Annotated in this window: 19 protein-coding genes; 6 read left to right on the top strand and 13 right to left on the bottom strand. The window is 65.5% G+C overall.

All coding sequences use genetic code 11. The features are described 5' to 3' along the window. Positions 1 to 104: 104 nt before the first annotated feature. Together K410_RS0112865 and K410_RS0112860 are read left to right on the top strand one after the other, a co-directional pair. Positions 105 to 1523, top strand: a complete 1419-nt coding sequence (locus K410_RS0112865) for an amidase (RefSeq protein WP_028135242.1) — start codon at positions 105 to 107, stop codon at positions 1521 to 1523. 164 nt (positions 1524 to 1687) lie between these two features. Beyond that, positions 1688 to 2338 carry an aspartate/glutamate racemase family protein gene (locus K410_RS0112860; RefSeq protein WP_028135241.1) on the top strand — a complete coding sequence of 217 codons (651 nt, stop codon included), beginning with the start codon at positions 1688 to 1690 and terminating at the stop codon, positions 2336 to 2338. Here the strand turns inward: K410_RS0112860 and K410_RS0112855 are convergent. Continuing rightward, entirely contained in the window at positions 2335 to 2982 is a 648-nt protein-coding gene (locus K410_RS0112855; RefSeq protein WP_028135240.1) for a TetR/AcrR family transcriptional regulator, read from the bottom strand. The genes K410_RS0112860 and K410_RS0112855 overlap by 4 nt on opposite strands. A 158-nt stretch (positions 2983 to 3140) precedes the next feature. Here K410_RS0112855 and K410_RS0112850 point away from each other — a divergent pair, with 158 nt between their 5' ends. From K410_RS0112850 to K410_RS0112835, 4 genes are read left to right on the top strand one after another with little or no spacing between them, the layout of a single operon-like run. Further along, complete coding sequence (locus tag K410_RS0112850; protein ID WP_028135239.1) at positions 3141 to 3350, top strand: ferredoxin; 210 nt, start codon at positions 3141 to 3143, stop codon at positions 3348 to 3350. A 55-nt stretch (positions 3351 to 3405) separates the two neighbouring features. Next, the gene (locus tag K410_RS0112845; protein WP_028135238.1) at positions 3406 to 4626 is read left to right on the top strand and encodes a cytochrome P450; all 1221 of its coding nucleotides are present in this window, start codon (positions 3406 to 3408) and stop codon (positions 4624 to 4626) included. 36 nt (positions 4627 to 4662) lie between these two features. Then, positions 4663 to 5325 (top strand): sulfite oxidase-like oxidoreductase, encoded by a 663-nt coding sequence (locus tag K410_RS0112840; protein WP_028135237.1) that lies wholly within the window; start codon positions 4663 to 4665, stop codon positions 5323 to 5325. Between the two features lie 26 nt (positions 5326 to 5351). Next, positions 5352 to 6575 carry a bifunctional alpha/beta hydrolase/OsmC family protein gene (locus tag K410_RS0112835; protein ID WP_028135236.1) on the top strand — a complete coding sequence of 408 codons (1224 nt, stop codon included), beginning with the start codon at positions 5352 to 5354 and terminating at the stop codon, positions 6573 to 6575. Position 6576: 1 nt separating this feature from the next. Here K410_RS0112835 and K410_RS0112830 read toward each other — a convergent pair whose 3' ends face one another. From K410_RS0112830 to K410_RS0112775, 12 genes are all read right to left on the bottom strand, one after another. Continuing rightward, positions 6577 to 7653 carry a YeeE/YedE family protein gene (locus K410_RS0112830; protein ID WP_028135235.1) on the bottom strand — a complete coding sequence of 359 codons (1077 nt, stop codon included), beginning with the start codon at positions 7651 to 7653 and terminating at the stop codon, positions 6577 to 6579. Between the two features lie 2 nt (positions 7654 to 7655). Continuing rightward, positions 7656 to 8660 (bottom strand): quinone oxidoreductase family protein, encoded by a 1005-nt coding sequence (locus tag K410_RS0112825; RefSeq protein ID WP_028135234.1) that lies wholly within the window; start codon positions 8658 to 8660, stop codon positions 7656 to 7658. Between the two features lie 64 nt (positions 8661 to 8724). After that, positions 8725 to 10056 (bottom strand): phenylacetate--CoA ligase PaaK, encoded by a 1332-nt coding sequence (gene paaK / locus K410_RS0112820; RefSeq protein ID WP_028135233.1) that lies wholly within the window; start codon positions 10054 to 10056, stop codon positions 8725 to 8727. 47 nt (positions 10057 to 10103) lie between these two features. After that, on the bottom strand, positions 10104 to 10553 hold the full coding sequence (gene paaI / locus K410_RS0112815) for a hydroxyphenylacetyl-CoA thioesterase PaaI (protein WP_028135232.1): 450 nt from the start codon (positions 10551 to 10553) through the stop codon (positions 10104 to 10106). Positions 10554 to 10654: 101 nt separating this feature from the next. Beyond that, positions 10655 to 11737: a 1,2-phenylacetyl-CoA epoxidase subunit PaaE gene (gene paaE / locus K410_RS0112810; protein ID WP_028135231.1), complete on the bottom strand. Its 1083-nt coding sequence runs from the start codon at positions 11735 to 11737 to the stop codon at positions 10655 to 10657. Positions 11738 to 11874: 137 nt separating this feature from the next. Further along, on the bottom strand, positions 11875 to 12378 hold the full coding sequence (gene paaD / locus K410_RS0112805; protein ID WP_028135230.1) for a 1,2-phenylacetyl-CoA epoxidase subunit PaaD: 504 nt from the start codon (positions 12376 to 12378) through the stop codon (positions 11875 to 11877). Further along, positions 12372 to 13148, bottom strand: a complete 777-nt coding sequence (gene paaC, locus K410_RS0112800; RefSeq protein WP_028135229.1) for a 1,2-phenylacetyl-CoA epoxidase subunit PaaC — start codon at positions 13146 to 13148, stop codon at positions 12372 to 12374. Before paaC ends, paaD begins: the two co-directional genes overlap by 7 nt. Further along, positions 13148 to 13435: a 1,2-phenylacetyl-CoA epoxidase subunit PaaB gene (gene paaB, locus K410_RS0112795; RefSeq protein ID WP_028135228.1), complete on the bottom strand. Its 288-nt coding sequence runs from the start codon at positions 13433 to 13435 to the stop codon at positions 13148 to 13150. Before paaB ends, paaC begins: the two co-directional genes overlap by 1 nt. Before the next feature lie 10 nt (positions 13436 to 13445). Then, positions 13446 to 14438, bottom strand: a complete 993-nt coding sequence (paaA, locus tag K410_RS0112790) for a 1,2-phenylacetyl-CoA epoxidase subunit PaaA (protein WP_028135227.1) — start codon at positions 14436 to 14438, stop codon at positions 13446 to 13448. A gap of 76 nt (positions 14439 to 14514) precedes the next feature. After that, on the bottom strand, positions 14515 to 15381 hold the full coding sequence (paaX, locus tag K410_RS0112785; RefSeq protein WP_028135226.1) for a phenylacetic acid degradation operon negative regulatory protein PaaX: 867 nt from the start codon (positions 15379 to 15381) through the stop codon (positions 14515 to 14517). Between the two features lie 194 nt (positions 15382 to 15575). Beyond that, a complete protein-coding gene (locus K410_RS0112780) occupies positions 15576 to 16346 on the bottom strand; it encodes a lipase family alpha/beta hydrolase (RefSeq protein ID WP_028135225.1) in 771 nt (256 codons plus the stop codon). Between the two features lie 199 nt (positions 16347 to 16545). Further along, entirely contained in the window at positions 16546 to 17832 is a 1287-nt protein-coding gene (locus K410_RS0112775) for a DUF445 domain-containing protein (protein WP_028135224.1), read from the bottom strand. Positions 17833 to 17836 lie beyond the last annotated feature (4 nt).

Genomic DNA, 17836 nt, shown 5'->3' with positions numbered 1-17836 from the left:
CGTCGTTCCGGGGCGAGGCAAAGCATCGACCCCGGAACCTCGAGATTCCGGGTTCGCCCTCCGGGGCGCCCCGGAATGACAAGCTAGAGGTAGGAGTAAATCAATTGTCCCAAGACCTGATCCGTCAAACCGCATGCGCCGTCGTCGACAAGCTGCGCTCCGGCGACGTCTCGCCGCTCGAACTGCTGGACGTGCTGGAAAAGCGCATCAATGAAGTCGATGGCAGGGTCAATGCACTGCCGACCCTGTGTTTCGATCGCGCGCGGGACAGCGCCAAGGCCTTGATGCACAAGCCCGCGGGCGCGCGGGGGTTGCTCGCGGGCCTGCCCGTGCCGATCAAGGATCTGACCGACGTTGCAGGCGTGTTGAACACGCAGGGCTCGCCGATCTTCAGGGATAACGTCCCCGCCAAGTCCGACCTCATGGTCGAGAACCTCGAGGCCAACGGCGCGGTCGTCTACGCCAAGTCCAACACGCCGGAATTCGGTGCCGGTGCCAACACCTTCAACGAGGTGTTCGGCGCGACGCTCAATCCCTGGGATACGACGAAATCCGCGGCAGGCTCCTCCGGCGGCGCGGCGGTGGCCTTGGCCACTGGCATGGCCTGGCTGGCGCAGGGCTCGGACATGGGCGGAAGCTTGCGCAGCCCCGCCGCTTTCTGCGGCATCGTCGGCATGCGGCCGAGCATCGGCCGGGTCGCGCATACGCCGAAGGCGGGCATCGATCGCAATCTCGGCGTGCAGGGCCCGATGGCGCGCAACGTCGAAGATCTCGCGCTGCTGCTGGATGCCATGAGCGGCGACTACGCCATCGATCCGCTGTCGCTGCCCGCCCCTGCGACCTCGTTCCTGTCGGCGGCGCAGGCGGGCAAGAAACCGAAGCGCATCGCCTACTCGCCCGATCTGGGCATCACCCCTGTTGATCCCGAAGTAAAAGCGATCACGCGGAAGGCGGCGGAACGCTTCGCCGAGGCCGGCGTCATCGTCGAGGAGGCGCATCCCGACTGGCGGGAGGCGCATGAATGTTTCCACGTGCTGCGCGCCTTCGATTTCGCGATGACCAAGGCCAATCTGCTGCGCACCAAGCGCGATTTGCTCAAGCCCGAAGTGATCTGGAACATCGAGGAGGGGCTCAAGCTCACGGTGGAGCAGATCGCGCGCGCCGAGGCCCAGCGCGTCGGCATGACTGAGCGCGCGGTCGAGTTCTTCAAGACCTACGATCTGCTGCTGACGCCGACCACGATCGTGCCGCCCTTTCCGATCGAGCACCGCTATGTCGCCGAATGCGCCGGCAAGACGTTCGAGAACTACGTCGAATGGCTCGGCATCGTCTACGCCATCACGCTGGCCTGCTGCCCCTCGCTGTCGCTGCCGTGCGGCTTCACGGCGTCCGGCCTGCCGGTCGGCGTGCAGGTGGTCGGCGCACCGCGCGCCGACGCGCAGGTGATCGCCGGCGCAAAGGTGCTGGAGGATGTTCTGGGCTTGCGCGGGACGACACCGATCGATCCGAAGGTGAAGACGTAGCCGGACGTGCCCCAGACGCAGCGCAGCGCCTCTTCGGCGGTGCGCTGCAGAGCCGGGGCCCAGGAGGCCACGGCTTCTGATGCCAAAGATGGGCCCCGGCTCTGCAGCGCAATACTTCGCATTGCGCTGCGTCCGGGGCACGAGAACCCAGATAGTCACGCTCCATGACGACGCCCCCTCGCATCACCCTGATCCACGCCCTCAAGCACTCCATCGCCCCGATCGAGGCCGCGTTTGCGAAGGCGTGGCCGGCGGCGCGGCTGATGAACCTGCTTGACGACAGCTTGTCGGCGGATCTGGCCCGTGACGGCCAGCTCAACGACGCCATGACCGAGCGCTTCCTGGCACTCGGCGACTATGCGACGGCGACGGGCGCGGATGGAATCCTGTTCACCTGCTCGGCCTTCGGCCCCTGCATCGAAGCGGTCGCGCGCGCGCAGGCGCCGATGCCGGTGCTGAAGCCGAACGAAGCGATGATCGAGCGCGCGGTGACGATGGGCAGGCGCATCGGCCTGCTCTCCACCTTTCCGCCGACGCTGGCCTCGATGCCGCCGGAGTTTCCGGCCTCGGTCCAGGTCGTTCCGAAACTTGCCGACGGCGCGCTGGCGGCGCTCGACCGCGGCGACCGCGCCACGCACGATCGGCTTGTCGTCGAAGCGTCACAGGACCTGCGCGATTGCGACGTCATCGCGCTGGCGCAGTTCAGCATCGCGGCGACGGCACCGCTGGTCGCTGACGCCACCGGCCGTCCCGTCGTGACCACGCCTGAAAGCGCCGTCGACACACTGATGACGCTGTTGGGAGCGAAGGCTTAGGCACCCGTCGCTTTTCGACGCCGCGCGGCCCTGATTGCGAGCGCGAGCGCGGCCTTGGTCTCGCTGACGAAATCCTCGACCAGTTCCTCGCGCGTGGCATGGGCCGCCTCGCCGGTGAACAGGCCCTGCTCGGCCAGCATCACGACGCCGTGCAGCGCCGCCCAGATCTTGAGCGCTTGCCGCTCGCGCAAATAGCCGACGGCAGGCGCTTCCAGCGCCTCGATCACTAGCGCGAAGGTCTCGCGCGTGACCTCGTACAGCTCGCTGCCCTTGGCCGCGCATGAGACGGTGCGCGAGGCGAACATCAGGCGGTAGATGCCGTTGCGGCGCAGGCCGAAATCCAGGGTCGCCTGTGCCAGCCGTGACAATTTCGATTGCTTGGACGGCCTGGCCATCGCCTCGCGCAGGATCGCGCAGAGCTGCCGGAACGCCTCCGCCGTCACCGCCGCAAGCAGCGCCTCGCGATCGGCAAAGTGTCGATACGGCGCCGGCTGAGACACACCGAGCTGCCTGGCCAGCGCCTTGATGCTGATCGCCTCGGCGCCGCCCTGCTCCGCTTCGCGTAGCGCGGCCTTGATCAAAGCATCGCGAAGATCGCCATGATGGTAGGTGTTTTCGGGCTTGCGGGCGAGTTGGGAGCGCATGTTGTGGCCAAGCCTACAAGTTTGCGCTTGACAGGGAAAGCCTGCCGCGAATGTAATAGCATATAACTTACAGCCCGCGGCAAATGCCGTGGATATAAATTGACATGAGGAACGCGCCGCCCTGCGGGCCACGCGCGGATACGACCAAGGATGCCGCCATGACAGAGCGACTGAGGGTTCACGTCGATCCCGACAAATGCCAGGGCCACGCGCGCTGCAAAGCACTGGCGCCGGAACTCTTCGAGCTCGACGAATTTGGCAACGCGCACGAAGCCGGCGACGGCACGGTCCCGCCCGGGCTCGAAGACAAGGCCTGGCTTGCCAAAGCCAATTGCCCGGAAATCGCAATCGACGTGATCGAGGAGTAGCACGGGCGCCCTGTGTGCCCGCGCGATTCGACCGCCAGCCCGAGGATTCCCTGTCATGTCCGACGTCAGCCAACCTGTCGCCCATCCGCCCGTCACCGACTGGGTCAACGATTTCGATCACACCGATCCGCAGTGGACGGAAGACCCGTTCTCGATCTGGGAGGAGATGCGCGCCGCGAGCCCGGTCGTGCACACCAATCGCTTCCTCGGCTGCTACATGCCGACGACCTATGAGGCCGTGCGCGAGATCGCCAACGACACCGAGCATTTCTCCTCGCGCCGCATCATCGTGCGCGACGTCCGGCCCGAAGTCGCCAGGAACGCAGCTCCGCCGATCACCTCCGACCCGCCCGTGCACAAGCCGGCCAAGCAGCTCCTGCTGCCGCCGTTCACGCCGGATGCGATGAAGAAGCTGGAACCGCGGATGCGCGCGATCTGCAATGAGCTGATCGACGGATTCATCGCCGACGGCAAGGTCGATGCCGCCGCGCGCTACAGCAAGTACATTCCGGTTCGCGCGATTGCGCACATGCTGGGCATTCCCGAAAGCGACAGCGATCTTTTCATCAAATGGATCCACATGATCCTCGAGCTCGGCATCAAGGACGAGAGCAAGCTGCTGCAGGCCGTGCAGGAGATGAGCGCCTATTTCACCGCGCACATCGAGAAGCGCAAGACCGACCCGACCGACGATCTCATCTCGTACCTGATGAACGCCAGGGACAAGGAGGGCAATCCGCTCGAAGACTCCCACGTCCTTGGCTCGCTGCGCCTGCTCCTGATCGCCGGCATCGACACCACCTGGAGCGCGATCGGATCCTCGCTCTGGCACTTGGCGAAGACGCCGGCCGATCGCGAGCGGCTGATCGCCGAGCCCGGCCTGATGCCGATCGCGGTGGAGGAGCTGCTGCGCGCCTATTCGCCGGTGACGATGGCCCGCGAGGTGGTCAAGGACACGACGATCTCGGGCTGTCCGGTCAAGGCGGGCAACATGGTGCTGTTGTCCTTCCCAGCCGCCAATCGTGATCCCAACGTGTTTCCGGATGCCGACACAGTCGTGATCGACCGCCGCGAGAACCGCCACGCCGCCTTCGGCCTCGGCATCCACCGCTGCGTCGGTTCCAACCTGGCGCGTATGGAGATGCAGGTTGCGCTGGAGGAATGGCTGAAGCGCATCCCGGACTTCCGGCTCGATCCGGCAGGCACCGTGACCTGGTCGCAAGGCACGGTGCGAGGCCCCCGCCAGTTGCCATTTCTGCTCGGAAAGGCGATGTAAGCCTTTCCAACACGGGGACGGAGAGGCTGGACGGCCATGGCTGACGACAACGAGCCGCCCGACAGCAAATTGACGCGCACCAAGGAAGCATGGGCGCGTGAGGGCCGCTTCCTCACCGGCAGGATCACGCGGCCGGAAGACCAGCGCCTGCCGCCGGGCCAGCATCTCACCAAGGATTGGCCGGTGCTCGATCTCGGCGTCACCCCGCCGATTTCCCGCGAGCGCTGGCGGCTCGACGTCTACGGTGCAGTCCAGACCCCCGTGTTCTGGACGTTTGCGGAGTTCGCGGCGCAAAAGCAGGCCCGATTCACCTCTGACATCCATTGCGTCACGACCTGGTCGCGCTACGACAACGAGTGGGAAGGGCTCGCCACGCGTGAATTGTTGGCGGCCTGCCAGCCGCGCGAGGATGCGCGCTTCGTTGTGCTGCATTCCTACGACGGCTACACCACCAACCTCGCGCTGGAAGACTTCGCTGCGGAGGACGCCCTGCTCGCCCATAGCTGGTCCGGCCGGCCGCTGGCGGAAGAGCATGGCGGCCCGGTGCGGCTGGTCGTGCCGCATCTGTATTTCTGGAAGAGCGCGAAATGGCTCCAGGCCATCGAATTCCGGACCGAGGACGCGCCGGGCTTCTGGGAGGTCCGCGGCTATCACAACCGGGGCGATCCCTGGGCCGAGCAGCGCTATTCGGACGATTAGGGTTCAGATTGGAGCGAGGGAAAGCCATGCCGACGGAACGCTTTCAATTCGCGGGCGAAGGCGGCCATCAGCTGGCGGCCGCGCTGGAATTGCCGGACGGCGAGCCCGCGGCCTACGCGCTGTTCGCGCACTGCTTCACCTGCGGCAAGGATACGCTGGCAGCCAAGCGGATCGCGGTCGCGCTCGCCGCCAAGGGCATCGCGGTGCTGCGCTTCGACTTCACCGGGCTCGGCTCGAGCGAGGGCGACTTCGCCAATTCGACGTTCTCCTCCAACGTCGCCGATCTCGTGCACGCGGCCGATCATCTGCGTAGCATCCGCAAGGCGCCGTCCATCCTGATCGGCCACAGCCTCGGCGGCGCCGCGATCCTGGCGGCAGCCGGACAGATTCCGGAAGCCAGGGCCGTCGCGACCATCGCGGCCCCATCCGACCCGGCGCACGTAACCGGCCTCTTCAAGGCGCATCTTGACGACATTCGCGCACAGGGCGAGGTTGAGGTCTCGCTTGCGGGACGTCCGTTCCGGATCAAGCGCGAATTCCTCGAGGACATCGCGGAGCACGAGTTGATGAGCGATGTCACCGGCCTGCACAAGGCGCTGCTGGTGATGCACTCGCCTGTCGACGACACCGTCGGCATCGACAACGCCACCAAGCTCTTCGTTGCTGCCAGGCATCCCAAGAGCTTCGTCTCGCTCGATCACGCCGATCATCTGCTCAGCAAGCCAGCCGACGCGCTCTACTCGGCCGACGTGATCGCGGCCTGGGCGGGCCGCTACATCGACACCGCGAAGCCTGCGAAGGCGATGGATCTGCCCGAGGCACCGCGGCAGGTCGTGGTCCAGGAGACCCGCAAGAGCAAGTTCAACCAGATCATCACAGTCGGTCCGCATCATCTGGTGGCGGACGAGCCGGCCGCGGCAGGCGGTATGGATGCGGGTCCCGGGCCATACGATTTCCTCCTCGCGGGCTTGGGGGCCTGCACCTCCATGACCATGCGCCTCTATGCCGACCGCAAATCGCTGCCGCTCGAGCGCGTCACCGTCGCCCTGAAGCACTCCAAGATCCATGCCAAGGATTGTGCGGAGTGCGAGACGCGCGAGGGCATGCTCGACCAGATCGAGCGGGACATCACGATCGACGGCGCGCTCGATGCCGAGCAGCGCAAGAAGCTGATGGAGATCGCGGACAAGTGCCCGGTGCACCGGACGCTGACGTCGGAGATCCGCATCGTGACGAAGGCGGTGGATTAGCTCAGGCGATCGTCGAGCCCGCTTCCGACGCCTGGACCGGCCGGACCCGTAGCGCGCCGCGCAGGCCCGCCGTCGTGCCGAGCAGGATTCCGGCGAGCGCGACCAACGAGCCCAGCGCGAGCGTCGACATGCCGGTTAGCCCCTGCCCGATCGAACAGCCGAACGCCATCACGCCGCCGATTCCCATCAGTGCGGCGCCGCCGCCCGAGCGCAGCATGTGGCGTGGCGAGGAATAGCCTTCGAGCTTGAAGCGGCGGGTTGCGAGCGCCGTCGCCAGGCTGCCGGCGAAGACGCCGGCGACCGTGGCAATGCCGAAGTTCAGCGTCAGGCCGGTCGAGAGCATGGCGTATTGCAGGCTGTCGGCGATCGGCGCGATGAATGTCAGGGAGGTCACGGGGATGGGATTGAAGTCGTCGGCGCCGAGATGGCCGGTGACGACCCAGCCGCCGGCGACGAGGACGCCGACGATGGTCCCCGCTGCGATCTGGCCTGGCGAGCGGCGGAACCCGGGGTGCGCGAAAGCGAACAAGATCAGCGTGACGACCATCGCTGCAGCGGCGACCACGCGCGAGAGCGATTCCGTCAGACCGAGCGCCACTAGCAAGGACGGCAGCGAGTTCGCATTGACGGTCGTCTGCGAAGCCTGAACCAGCGCGATGCGCGCCGGCGCGATCAGGCCCTTGAGCGTCATCTGGGCAGCCACGGCGAGTACGATCACCACGAGAAACGAGCGGAGATTGCCGCGGCCGAGCAGCACCAGCGCGCGCGAGCCGCAGCCGTTCGACAGCACCATGCCGTAACCGAACAGCAGGCCTCCGAGGAACAGCACCGGCGCCGAGAAGGATGGTTGAAGGTAGATGGTCTTGCCGAGATCGACGATACCGTTGCCGGCGAGGAATTGGCTCGCGGTGATTGCCACCGCGATCGCCAGTGCATAGGTCCGCACCAGCCGCCCGTCTCCCTCGGCCAGCCAGCCGCGCATGCTGCTCATCAGGCAGAAGCCGCTGAGTAGACCCACCGCGCCGTAGACGAGACCGATGCCGAGGCCGGCGAGGATGACGAGTTCGGGCGATTCCATGATTACGGCTTCAGGATCACCCGGTCGCGCGAAGAGCCGGCGACGGCGACATAGGCCTCCTTGGCGTGCTCCAGCGGATAGACGGCATTCGCCTTGATCGGGAACGGCTTGAGGTGGCCGCTCGCAAAGCCCGGGCCGAGGTCGCGCAGCACTGCGCCGGTCGCCGTCGAGGACAGGCCGAGCGTATCGATGCCGACATAGGTGTGCTGTCCCCGGTAGAATTCGAGGATGTTGAACTGCACGATGCGGTCGATCGCGGCGATCAGGATCTGGCGACCGCGCAAGGCGAGCGACTTGTGTGCTGCCTCGAAATAGGGATCGCCCACCGTGTTGAAGACGATGTCGGCGCCCTTGCCGCCGGTCACTTCGCGCACGCGCCCGGCGACGTCGGTCGCGGAGGCATCGATCACCTCGATCGACGCGTTGCTGTGGCCTTGATAGGCCTCCGCCTTGCGGACCACGCCGATGACGCTTGCGCCCTGCCAGGTCGCGATCTGCACCGCGGCCTGGCCGACCTTGCCGTTGACGCCGAACACCAGCACGGTGTCGCCCTTCTTCGGCAAGCCCGCGCGGCGAAAGCCTTCCATCGCGGTGACGAAGGGCACGCCGATGCCGGCAGCCTCTTCCCACGACACCGTCTCCGGCTTCTCCACCACAGCATCGGCCTCGACCACGAGATGGCTGGCATGGGTGCCGTCGCGGCGGATGCCAAGATCGCCGGAGGAGCCGAACACCTCGCGGCCGACCGTACCGGCCGGCCCGTCGATGACGATGCCGGCATAATCGCGGCCCGGCGTGCGCGGGAACACGGCATAGGGCATCAGCCCGGTCGCGGCCTTCACATCCGATGGGTTGACGGCGGCAGCCTTCACCTCGATCAGGAGATCGTTCGGACCCCGCGTCAGCACGTGACGCTCGACCGTCGGCGCAAGGGCGGCGGCATTTTCGGCCTTGGCCTCGAGGCGCACGCAGCGCGCTTCGACGGATTTGGCATCCAGTGACGACATGAAAGGACCCGCGATTTGTCGCGGGCCTTGTCGCCTCTGAAGCCGGTCGAGTCAATCCGTCCGGTCAGTCCTTGGGCCGCTTGTCGTAGAGCCGCTTGGCCTTGCCGAGCGAGCGTTCCAGCGTGTCGGGCGCGACCACCCTCACCTTCGAGCTGATCCCGATCGTGTTCTTGATGTGGGTCGAGATCCGGTCGGCGTGGTCGACGAGGCCCCGGCCGTCCCAGCTCTCAGGCCGTGCCTCGGCGATGATGGTCAGTTCGTCCATGCGGCCTTCGCGGGTCAGCTCGAGAATGAAGTGGCCGCCGCACCAATCGGTCGCGAGCAGTACCTCCTCGATCTGGGTCGGGAACAAATTGACGCCGCGCAGGATGATCATGTCGTCGGAGCGGCCGGTCACCTTCTCCATGCGGCGCATGCCCGGCCGTGCCGTGCCCGGCAACAGGCGCGTCAGGTCACGGGTGCGATAACGGATCACCGGGAACGCCTCCTTGGTGAGCGAGGTGAAGACCAATTCGCCCTTTTCGCCGTCGGGCAGCACCGCGCCGGTCTCGGGATCGATCACCTCGGGGTAGAAATGATCCTCCCAGATATGCAGGCCGTCCTTGGTCTCGATGCATTCCTGCGCGACGCCGGGACCGATCACCTCGGACAGGCCATAGATGTCGGTCGCGTCCATGTCGAAGGCGTCCTCGATCTCGCCGCGCATGGCGTTGGTCCAGGGCTCGGCGCCGAAGATGCCGACCTTGAGCGAGCACTGGCGCGGATCGAGCTTCTGGCGCTTGAACTCGTCGAGGATTGCCAGCATGTAGCTCGGCGTCACCGTGATGATGTCGGGCCGGAAATCGTTGATGAGCTGCACCTGCCGCTCGGTCATGCCGCCGGAGATCGGCACCACGGTACAGCCGAGCTTCTCGGCGCCGTAGTGCACCCCTAACCCCCCGGTGAAGAGGCCATAGCCGTAGGCGTTGTGGATGATCATGCCGGTGCGGCCACCGGCGGCGCGTATCGAACGCGCCATCACCTCGGACCAGGTGTCGACGTCGGCTTGCGTATAACCAACGACGATTGGCTTGCCCGTCGTGCCGGAGGACGCATGCACGCGCACCAGCTTCTCGCGCGGCACGGCGAACATGTTGAAAGGATAATTGTCCCGCAGATCCGTCTTCACGGTGAACGGAAATTTCGCAAGATCGGATAGTTCCCGAAAATCGGACGGGTGCACCCCGGCCGCATCGAAGGCTTTGCGATAATGCGTGACGTTGTCGTAGGCGTGCTTCAGCGACCAGGCCAGCCGCTGCTTCTGCAGCGCCATGATCTCGTCGCGCGAGGCACGCTCATGCGCGTCCATCTCGGGGCTATAGGCGCTGCCGCCTTGCTCGAGCCTCGTCAGATTCATCTTCGTTTCCCCACATCATCGGTTTTCTTTTTGTTGTCTTTTTCTTTCTAGGGCTCCTGGGTCGGCAGCCAGGTTCCGGGAATGACCCGTGAATGTCCGCGAAATTCCGCGATCACGACGTCGCCGACGGTGACCCGCACGTCATAGATGCCGGAGCGCCCGCCGCGCGTGACCTCACGCGCCTTCGCGACGAGGCGATCCCCGAGCCTGCCCGGCTTGATGAAGGTGATCTGGCCCTGCGCCGCGACGACGCGGTCGTTGTGCGAATTGCAGGCAAAGGCGAACGCGGAATCGGCCAGCGTGAAGATGAAGCCGCCATGGGCGATGCGCTGGCCGTTGACCATGTCCGGCCGCACCGTCATCGCGAGCGTCGCGAAGCCCGGACCGATCTCGACGATCTCCATGCCGAGTCCCTTGGAGGCGTCGTCCTCCGCCCACATCGCCTCGGCGCAGGCGCGAGCAACATTCTCAGGCGACAAAGCGGCTTTGAGGTTCACGCGCCTCTCCCGGTCAAATGCTTGCACATGATGTTCTGCTGGTTGGCCAAAACTGTCAAATAATGCGACGCATTTGCATCGCCGGGCCCTGATACGCCCTGTCAGACATGGTCATAATCGACCACGACGCGCTCCGACGACGGCTTGGCCTGGCAGGTCAGGACGAAGCCCGCCTTGAGCTCCCACGGCTCCAGCGAATAGTTGATGTCCATGGGCGCTTCGCCTTCGACCAGCTTGGCGCGGCAGGTCGAGCACATGCCGCCCTTGCAGGCAAAGGGCAGATCGACGCCGGCGCGCAGCGCGGCGTCGAGGATCGCCTCGTCCTCGGCCACCGGCACCTCGCGGCGCTTGCCGTCGATGATCAGCGAGGCGATCGCTTTCGGCGGCGCGTCGGGGGCAACCGCCTTCTTCGGCCGCGGCTTGCCGCCGAATTCGGAGACGAAGCGCTCGACGTGGATGCAATCCTGCGCGATGCCGAGCGCGCGGCAGGTGGCCTCGATGTCCTCGCTCATGCCGAGCGGCCCGCAAATGTAGACATGATCGACGCTTCCCGCCGGCACCAGCGAGCGCAGCAACACCCTCACCTTGTCGCCGTCGAGCCGGCCATGCAGGATCGGGATGTCCTGCTCCTCGCCGGAGATGACATGGAACAGCGAGAGGCGATCGATGAAGCGGTCCTTCAGTTCCTCCAATGCTTCGAGGAACATGATGTTGTCGGTGCTGCGGTTGCCGTAGAACAGGAAGAAGCGGCTGTCCGGCTCGCGCGCGAGCACGCCCTTCACGATCGACAGGATCGGGGTGATGCCGGAGCCTGCGGCGAAGCCGACATGAATGCGCGCCCGGTCTGCCGGGGGGACCACGCCGAAGCGGCCGGTCGGCGTCATCACGTCGAGCTCGTCGCCGCATTTGAGATCCTCGGCTGCCCAGCTCGAGAATGCGCCGCCATCGACCTTCTTCACGGCGATGCGGATCTCGCCGTCGTCAGGGCCGGAGCAGATCGAATAGGAGCGGCGCACCTCCTCTCCGTCCAGCATGGTGCGGAGCGTCAGATATTGGCCGGGCGTGAAGGCGTAGTCCCGCGCGAGCTCGCCGGGAATGGCGAAGGTCATCGATACGGCGTCGGAGGCCTCGCGGCGAAGGTCGCTGACGGCCAAGCGATGGAAGCGTGGTGCTGCGGCGGACATCACGGGCACCCTACATTGGTCTCACTGCCGTCATTGCGAGCGAAGCGAAGCAATCCAGAATCCTTCCGCGGAAGCAGCCTGGATTGCTTCGTCGCAAGAGCTCCTCGCAATGACGATGGGGTTGGCATTTGTGTGCCTCAATGACACTTGAAGTAATCGAAGGGTTCGCGGCAGGCCTTGCAGCGCCACAGCGCCTTGCAAGAGGTCGAGCCGAATTCGGAGAGCAGCTCGGTGTCCTCAGAGCCGCATTGCGGGCAGGCCACGGCCTGCGCGCCGAACAGCGCGCGGCGCGAGCTCGACGCTTGCGGCGGCGCGATGCCGTAGGCTCGCAGCTTCTGGCGCCCGTCCTCGCTCATCCAATCGGTGGTCCACGCCGGCGACAGCACGGTTCGCACCTTAGGATGACGGAAACCGGCGCGCTCCAGCGCCAGCTCGATTTCCAGCGCGATCATGTTCATCGCCGGACAACCCGAGTAAGTCGGGGTAATTTCGACCTCGACCTGGTCGCCGTCGAGAACGACCTCACGGAGCACGCCGAGATCGGCGATGGTCAAGACCGGAATTTCCGGGTCGACCACGCTCGCCGCCGCGTCCCAGGCGCGCCGGTGCAGCTCGCTATCGCGCTCCAACACGCTCACCATGTCAGCCCCGGAAAGGTGCGCTGCATCGATTGCAGCTCGGCCAGGAGATGGCCGAGATGCTCGCTGTGCCGGCCGGTACGGCCGCCCTGCTGCATCCAGTCATTCTGCGGTAAGGCAAGCGTGGCTTCGCTGACGACATCGGAGATCGTCTGCAGCCAGCGATCGCGCAACAGCCCGGGATCGATGGCGATACCGGCCTGGATCAGGGCGCGCTCGCCTTCGTCCACCTCAAACATCTCGCCGGTGAAGGCCCAGAGATGATCGATCGCGGCCTGCGCGCGGGCGTGGCTTTCATCGGTGCCGTCGCCGAGCCGGATGAGCCACTCCGAAGCGTGGCGCAGGTGGTAGGCGCTCTCCTTCTCCGACTTGGCGGCAATCGCCGCCAGCGTCGTATCGCGCGAGGTCATCATCGCGCGCCAGTAGAGGTCGGCGAACGCGGAATAGAACAACTGTCGCACCAAAGTCTGGGCAAAATCGCCGTTGGGCTGCTCGACCAGCAGCAAATTGCGATACTGCCTGACGTCACGCAAGTAAGCGAGCTTGTCCTCGTCGTTGTCCTTGCCTTCGGCCTTGGCAGCGTAGCTGTAGAGCTCGCGCGCCTGGCCGATCAGATCGAGCGCGATGTTGGACAGCGCCATGTCCTCTTCCAGCATCGGCGCATGCCCGCACCATTCCGACAGCCGGTGGCCGAGGATCAGTGCATCGTCGGCGCGGCGCAGCGTGTAGAGCACCAGCGGCGTTTCGGAAACTTCAATGTTGGCGACGGGCATCACATATGCCCCACTTCCTCGGGCACCTCGTAGAATGTGGGGTGGCGATAGATCTTCGATTCCGCCGGCTCGAACATCATGCCCTTCTCGGCGGGATCGCTCGCGGTGATCGCGCTGGACGGTACGACCCAGATCGACAGGCCTTCGCCGCGGCGGGTATAGATGTCGCGGGCGGCTTGCAGGGCCATGGTGGCATCGCTCGCATGCAACGATCCCACATGCTTGTGCGCGAGCCCGTTACGGCTGCGAATGAAGACTTCCCACAGCGGCGTGTTCGGCGTGGTCATATTGAGCTCCCTATTCCGCGGCTTGCGCGGTCTGGCGTTGCGCGCGCTTCGCCGCATAGGCTGCGGCCGCCTCTCGAACCCAGGCGCCCTCCGCATGGGCCTTGCGGCGCGCGGCCATACGGTCGCGATTGCACGGGCCGTTGCCGGCGAGCACCTGCTTGAATTCGGCCCAGTCGATGTCGCTGTAGCGCCAGTGTCCGTCGGCATCCTGCGTCATGCCGGGATCGGGAATGGTGAGGCCGAGATATTGCGCCTGCGGCACGGTGGCATCGACGAATTTCTGGCGCAGCTCGTCGTTGGAGAAGCGTTTGATCTTCCACTTCGTCGAGGTGTCGCTGTGCTGGCTGGCCGCATCGGGCGGGCCGAACATCATCAGCACCGGCCACCACCATCTATTCAGCGCGTCCTGCGCCATCGCCTTCTGCTCGTCCGAGCCCCGGCACAGCGTCAGCATGATCTCGTAGCCCTGGCGCTGGTGGAAGGACTCCTCCTTGCAGACCCTGATCATCGCGCGCGCATAGGGGCCATAGGAGCAGCGGCACAGCGGAATCTGGTTCATGATCGCGGCGCCGTCGACCAGCCAGCCGATGGTCCCGATATCGGCCCAGGTCAGCGTCGGATAATTGAAGATCGAGGAGTATTTGGCTTTGCCGGCGAGCATCGCGTCGACCAGCTCTTCGCGCGAGGCGCCAAGCGTCTCGGCAGCGGCGTAGAGATAAAGGCCGTGGCCGCACTCGTCTTGCACCTTGGCGAGCAGCGCGGCCTTGCGGCGCAGCGTCGGCGCGCGCGTGATCCAATTGCCTTCCGGCAGCATGCCGACGACTTCGGAATGGGCGTGCTGGGAGATCTGGCGGGTGAGCGTCTTGCGGTAGGCCGCCGGCATCCAGTCGTTCGGCTCGATGCGCTCCTCGGCGTCGATGCGGGCCTGGAATTGCGCAGCCTTGGCCGCGTCCTCAAGACCGCGGTCGTCGGCCTCGGCCGTGTTCAGCGCCTGGGTATACATGCGCATCCTCCCGATTGATTGGGAGGCAATATATAACAAGAATTATCTCATGCAAGATATTTCTGTAACATAAAACTCAGGCCTCGAACCTCCGTTCCAGGAGTTTCCGCGCCGGCGGCAATGGCCCCTTTTCATTGGTTCCATGACCATCGAGCCATTGCTCGGACGGCGGGAGCAGCGCGCGATAGATTTCGCCGCAAAGCTCTCGCGCCGCCCTGCCCGGCCAGTCCGCCGGCAACAGGCTTTCGGGCAGCAGCGGATCGCGCAGCACGACACGGCGATAATAGTGGATCAGCAGGATGCGCGCGGTGAAGGCGTCGGCCTCGGACAGCTCCGTGCCACGCGCGATTGCGGCGCGCAGCGGCTCGAACGTCTTCATGAATTTCAGATAGGCGTCCGCGGTGCGCTGCAGCGGCCAGCTCGCGCTGAGGAGGCGGCGCCCGTTGTCATCCTCCGCCGAGACTTCGAGACGGATGGCGCCCGCAGCTTCTTCCGGCACGGGCAAGCCCGACGGCGCGACCCACACCCCCGGCAAAGGACTGCCGAAGCCGGCGTTGCGAAGCGCCTCGCGCGAGATGTCACGATCCTCGCCGTTGCCGATCAGCAGCAGCTCGAAGCGCCCGGTCCAGTCCGACGGCGGCGGATCGTAGATGTGGCGCGTGGCAGCCTCGAATGTCTGGCGTCCCTTATCGGCAAGCCGATAGAAACTATTGCGACCGACCTTCTCCCGGGTGAGCCAGCCATCGGCTGCAAGGCGCGACATCGCGGTGCGGACGACGCCGCTCTCGATGTCCAGACCTTCGAAAAATTCGAGCAGCGTGCCGAGCCACACCACGCCGCCGCGCGGCACGATGGCATCGCCGAACACGGTGATGACGATGGAGCCGGTGCGCGACGGTTCGCGCTTGAGCTGGTCGATGATGCGAGAGAGCGGATGCGCCATGCGCGAGGCATAGCGCGTTTGGTGGCGGCGCGACAATGGACGGGGCGACGCTCTTGGTCTCGGGGCGAGGGCTGCAACCGCAAGCTCACTGGTCGATGGACTCGCGGAGAGTCTCCTCACCTGCCACGTCCGGACGATGCTTCGCATCGCTCGACGCGTGTCGGCCTCTCCCGCAGGCGGGGAGCGGCGAAGCGTCACCTGTGCGGATCGGGATACGCCAGGCTGCGCCAGCCGCTGCGGTCGAACGGCCGCCACTGGCCTTCCTTTTGCGCGAGGCGATCGGCCACGGCATAGACGACGGCCGGATGATGGCCCATGCCGCAATGACTGCTCTCGACCTCGATGCTCTCGGTCTGCGCTCCCGCTTTCTCCATGCAGCCCTGCCAGGCGCAGACGCCGTCGGTGCGGCTGAAGATGGCGGTGGTCGGCACCGGTGGCGGTACGGCAAGGTCGCCGCCGAACTGCGGATCGACCTCGTCGGCCTTCCGTCCGCTGGCCCATTCATAGACGCGCCAGGCATTGGTCGAATGGGGGGTGCCGGCGAAAGGACTTCCGAGCGTGATGACCTGACGCACGCGCTCCGGCCTCATCTTGGCGAGCTGGCGCGCATAGAGGCCGCCGAGACTCCAGCCGACCAGGCTGATCGTGCGACCATGCCTGTCGCTGAGCTCGTCGACCAAATCGACCATCGCATCCTGGACGCCGTCGCGCAGGCCATAATTGCGGCCCTGACGCCAGCCGCTCACCGCGTAGCCCTTGCTGGTCAGAAACGAACGCAGCGCACGTGTGGACGCGTCCGAAGCCACGAGGCCCGGCAGCACCAGCACGGGATGCCCATCGCCGCGCGGCGCGAGGCTCAGCAGCGGAAGTGCGCCGAGGAATGCGCCGAACTCGTGGATCGCGCGTCCCTCCAGAAACATCAGGGTGCGGGACGGCGGACGCAGCGTCTGGGCAGTAGCGGTCATCAATGTTTCCCCTGGGAAGAACTGGATAAAGGACGCCGGGACAAGGCCGGCAAAGCATCTGAATTCCAACGCTCCGGCTTCTTGATCGTTCCGCACTGCAGCATGAATCAGCTGCGCAGCCGGTTCCCGGCATTCAAGCTGGGGCGAGCCGAGGCGACAATAGGCCTGTGTGCTAATGGCGGAGGTCGTGACGCAAAAGTCACAGCCATCTGAGCAGGAATTCTACGGAGTAGAGCGCCAGGCCGGCGAGGCCGCCGATTAGCGAGCCGTTGAAGCGGATGTATTGCAGGTCGCGCCCGATATTGATTTCGATCAGCGAAATCAGCTGCGCCATATCCCACGCCTTGACCTGATCGGAGATGAAGATCGACACGCCGCTCTTCTGATCGGCAATGAAGCTGCGCAACACCGTCACCAGCCCCTTGTTGATCTCGCCGCGCAGCTCGGCGTCGCCGGCAAGCGCATCGCCTGCCGCGACGAACATGCCGGCGAGATGATGCTGCAGCACTTGCGTTTCGCCGCTCGCGCTGCGCTCGATGAACGAGCGCGTGTTGGCCCAGACCGTGCGGGCAAGATCGGCGAGCTCGGGCCGCGCCAGCAGGTCACGCTTCAATCCGGCGATGCGGTCGATATAGGCCTGATCGGTGCCTAGCCGGTCGACGAAGCTCAGCACCATGCGATCGAACTCGCCGCGGAACGGATGCGTGGCATCGCTGCGCACCTCGTTGAAGAACGCGGTGGCGGACGCCACGATCTTGTTCACCAGAAACTTGTCGGCACGATAGAGCCTGAGCAGGGTCGGCAATTCCGCGCGCACCTTCTCGCGGATCATCGCCATCGTCTCTTTCTGATTCAGCGTCTCGTGCATCACCCGCAGGAGATCGTCGAACAGGATCTGATGGCGTCCTTCCGCCACGAAGCCGCGCAGCGTGCCGGCGGCAAGCGGCGCAAGGTCGATCGCCTGGAGCTGCGATGACATGCGGCGGATGATGAAGGTCATCAAGCCGGAGGTCTCCGTCGCCGAGAAGGCTTCGGGCAACAGGCGGAGCGCGAAGCGAGCCAGATCATCGCTGCGCTTACGGTCGCGCAGCCAGTCGGCAATGAAGGAGCCGAAATCGATCTCCTTCAGCTTGGCCTCGACGGGACCGGCCTCGAGGAAATGCACCTGGATGAACTCGCCGAGCTTGTCGGCGATGCGGGCCTGGTTGCTCTGGATGATCGCGGTATGCGGGATCGGCAGGCCGAGCGGCCGCTTGAACAGCGCAACCACGGCATACCAGTCGGCGAGGCCGCCGATGGTCGCGGCTTCCGCGAAGGCGGCGATGAAGCCGAACAATGGGTGCACCGGCAGGAGCCATTTTGCCACGATGAAAAGCGCAAGCGTCGAGGCCAGCACCAGCGTCGCCAGCGCCTTGACGCGGCGCAGCTCGGCCGCGCGTTCGGCATCGCCAGGGGTGTCGAAGGTGAAGGTGGCGGGTGGAGTCATCACT

It is taken from the genome of Bradyrhizobium sp. 22 (assembly GCF_000482425.1).
Taxonomy (GTDB): Bacteria; Pseudomonadota; Alphaproteobacteria; order Rhizobiales; family Xanthobacteraceae; genus Bradyrhizobium; species Bradyrhizobium japonicum_B.
The sequence above is the reverse complement of the archived record's forward strand: the minus strand, read 5'-3'. Positions and strand labels throughout refer to the sequence as shown.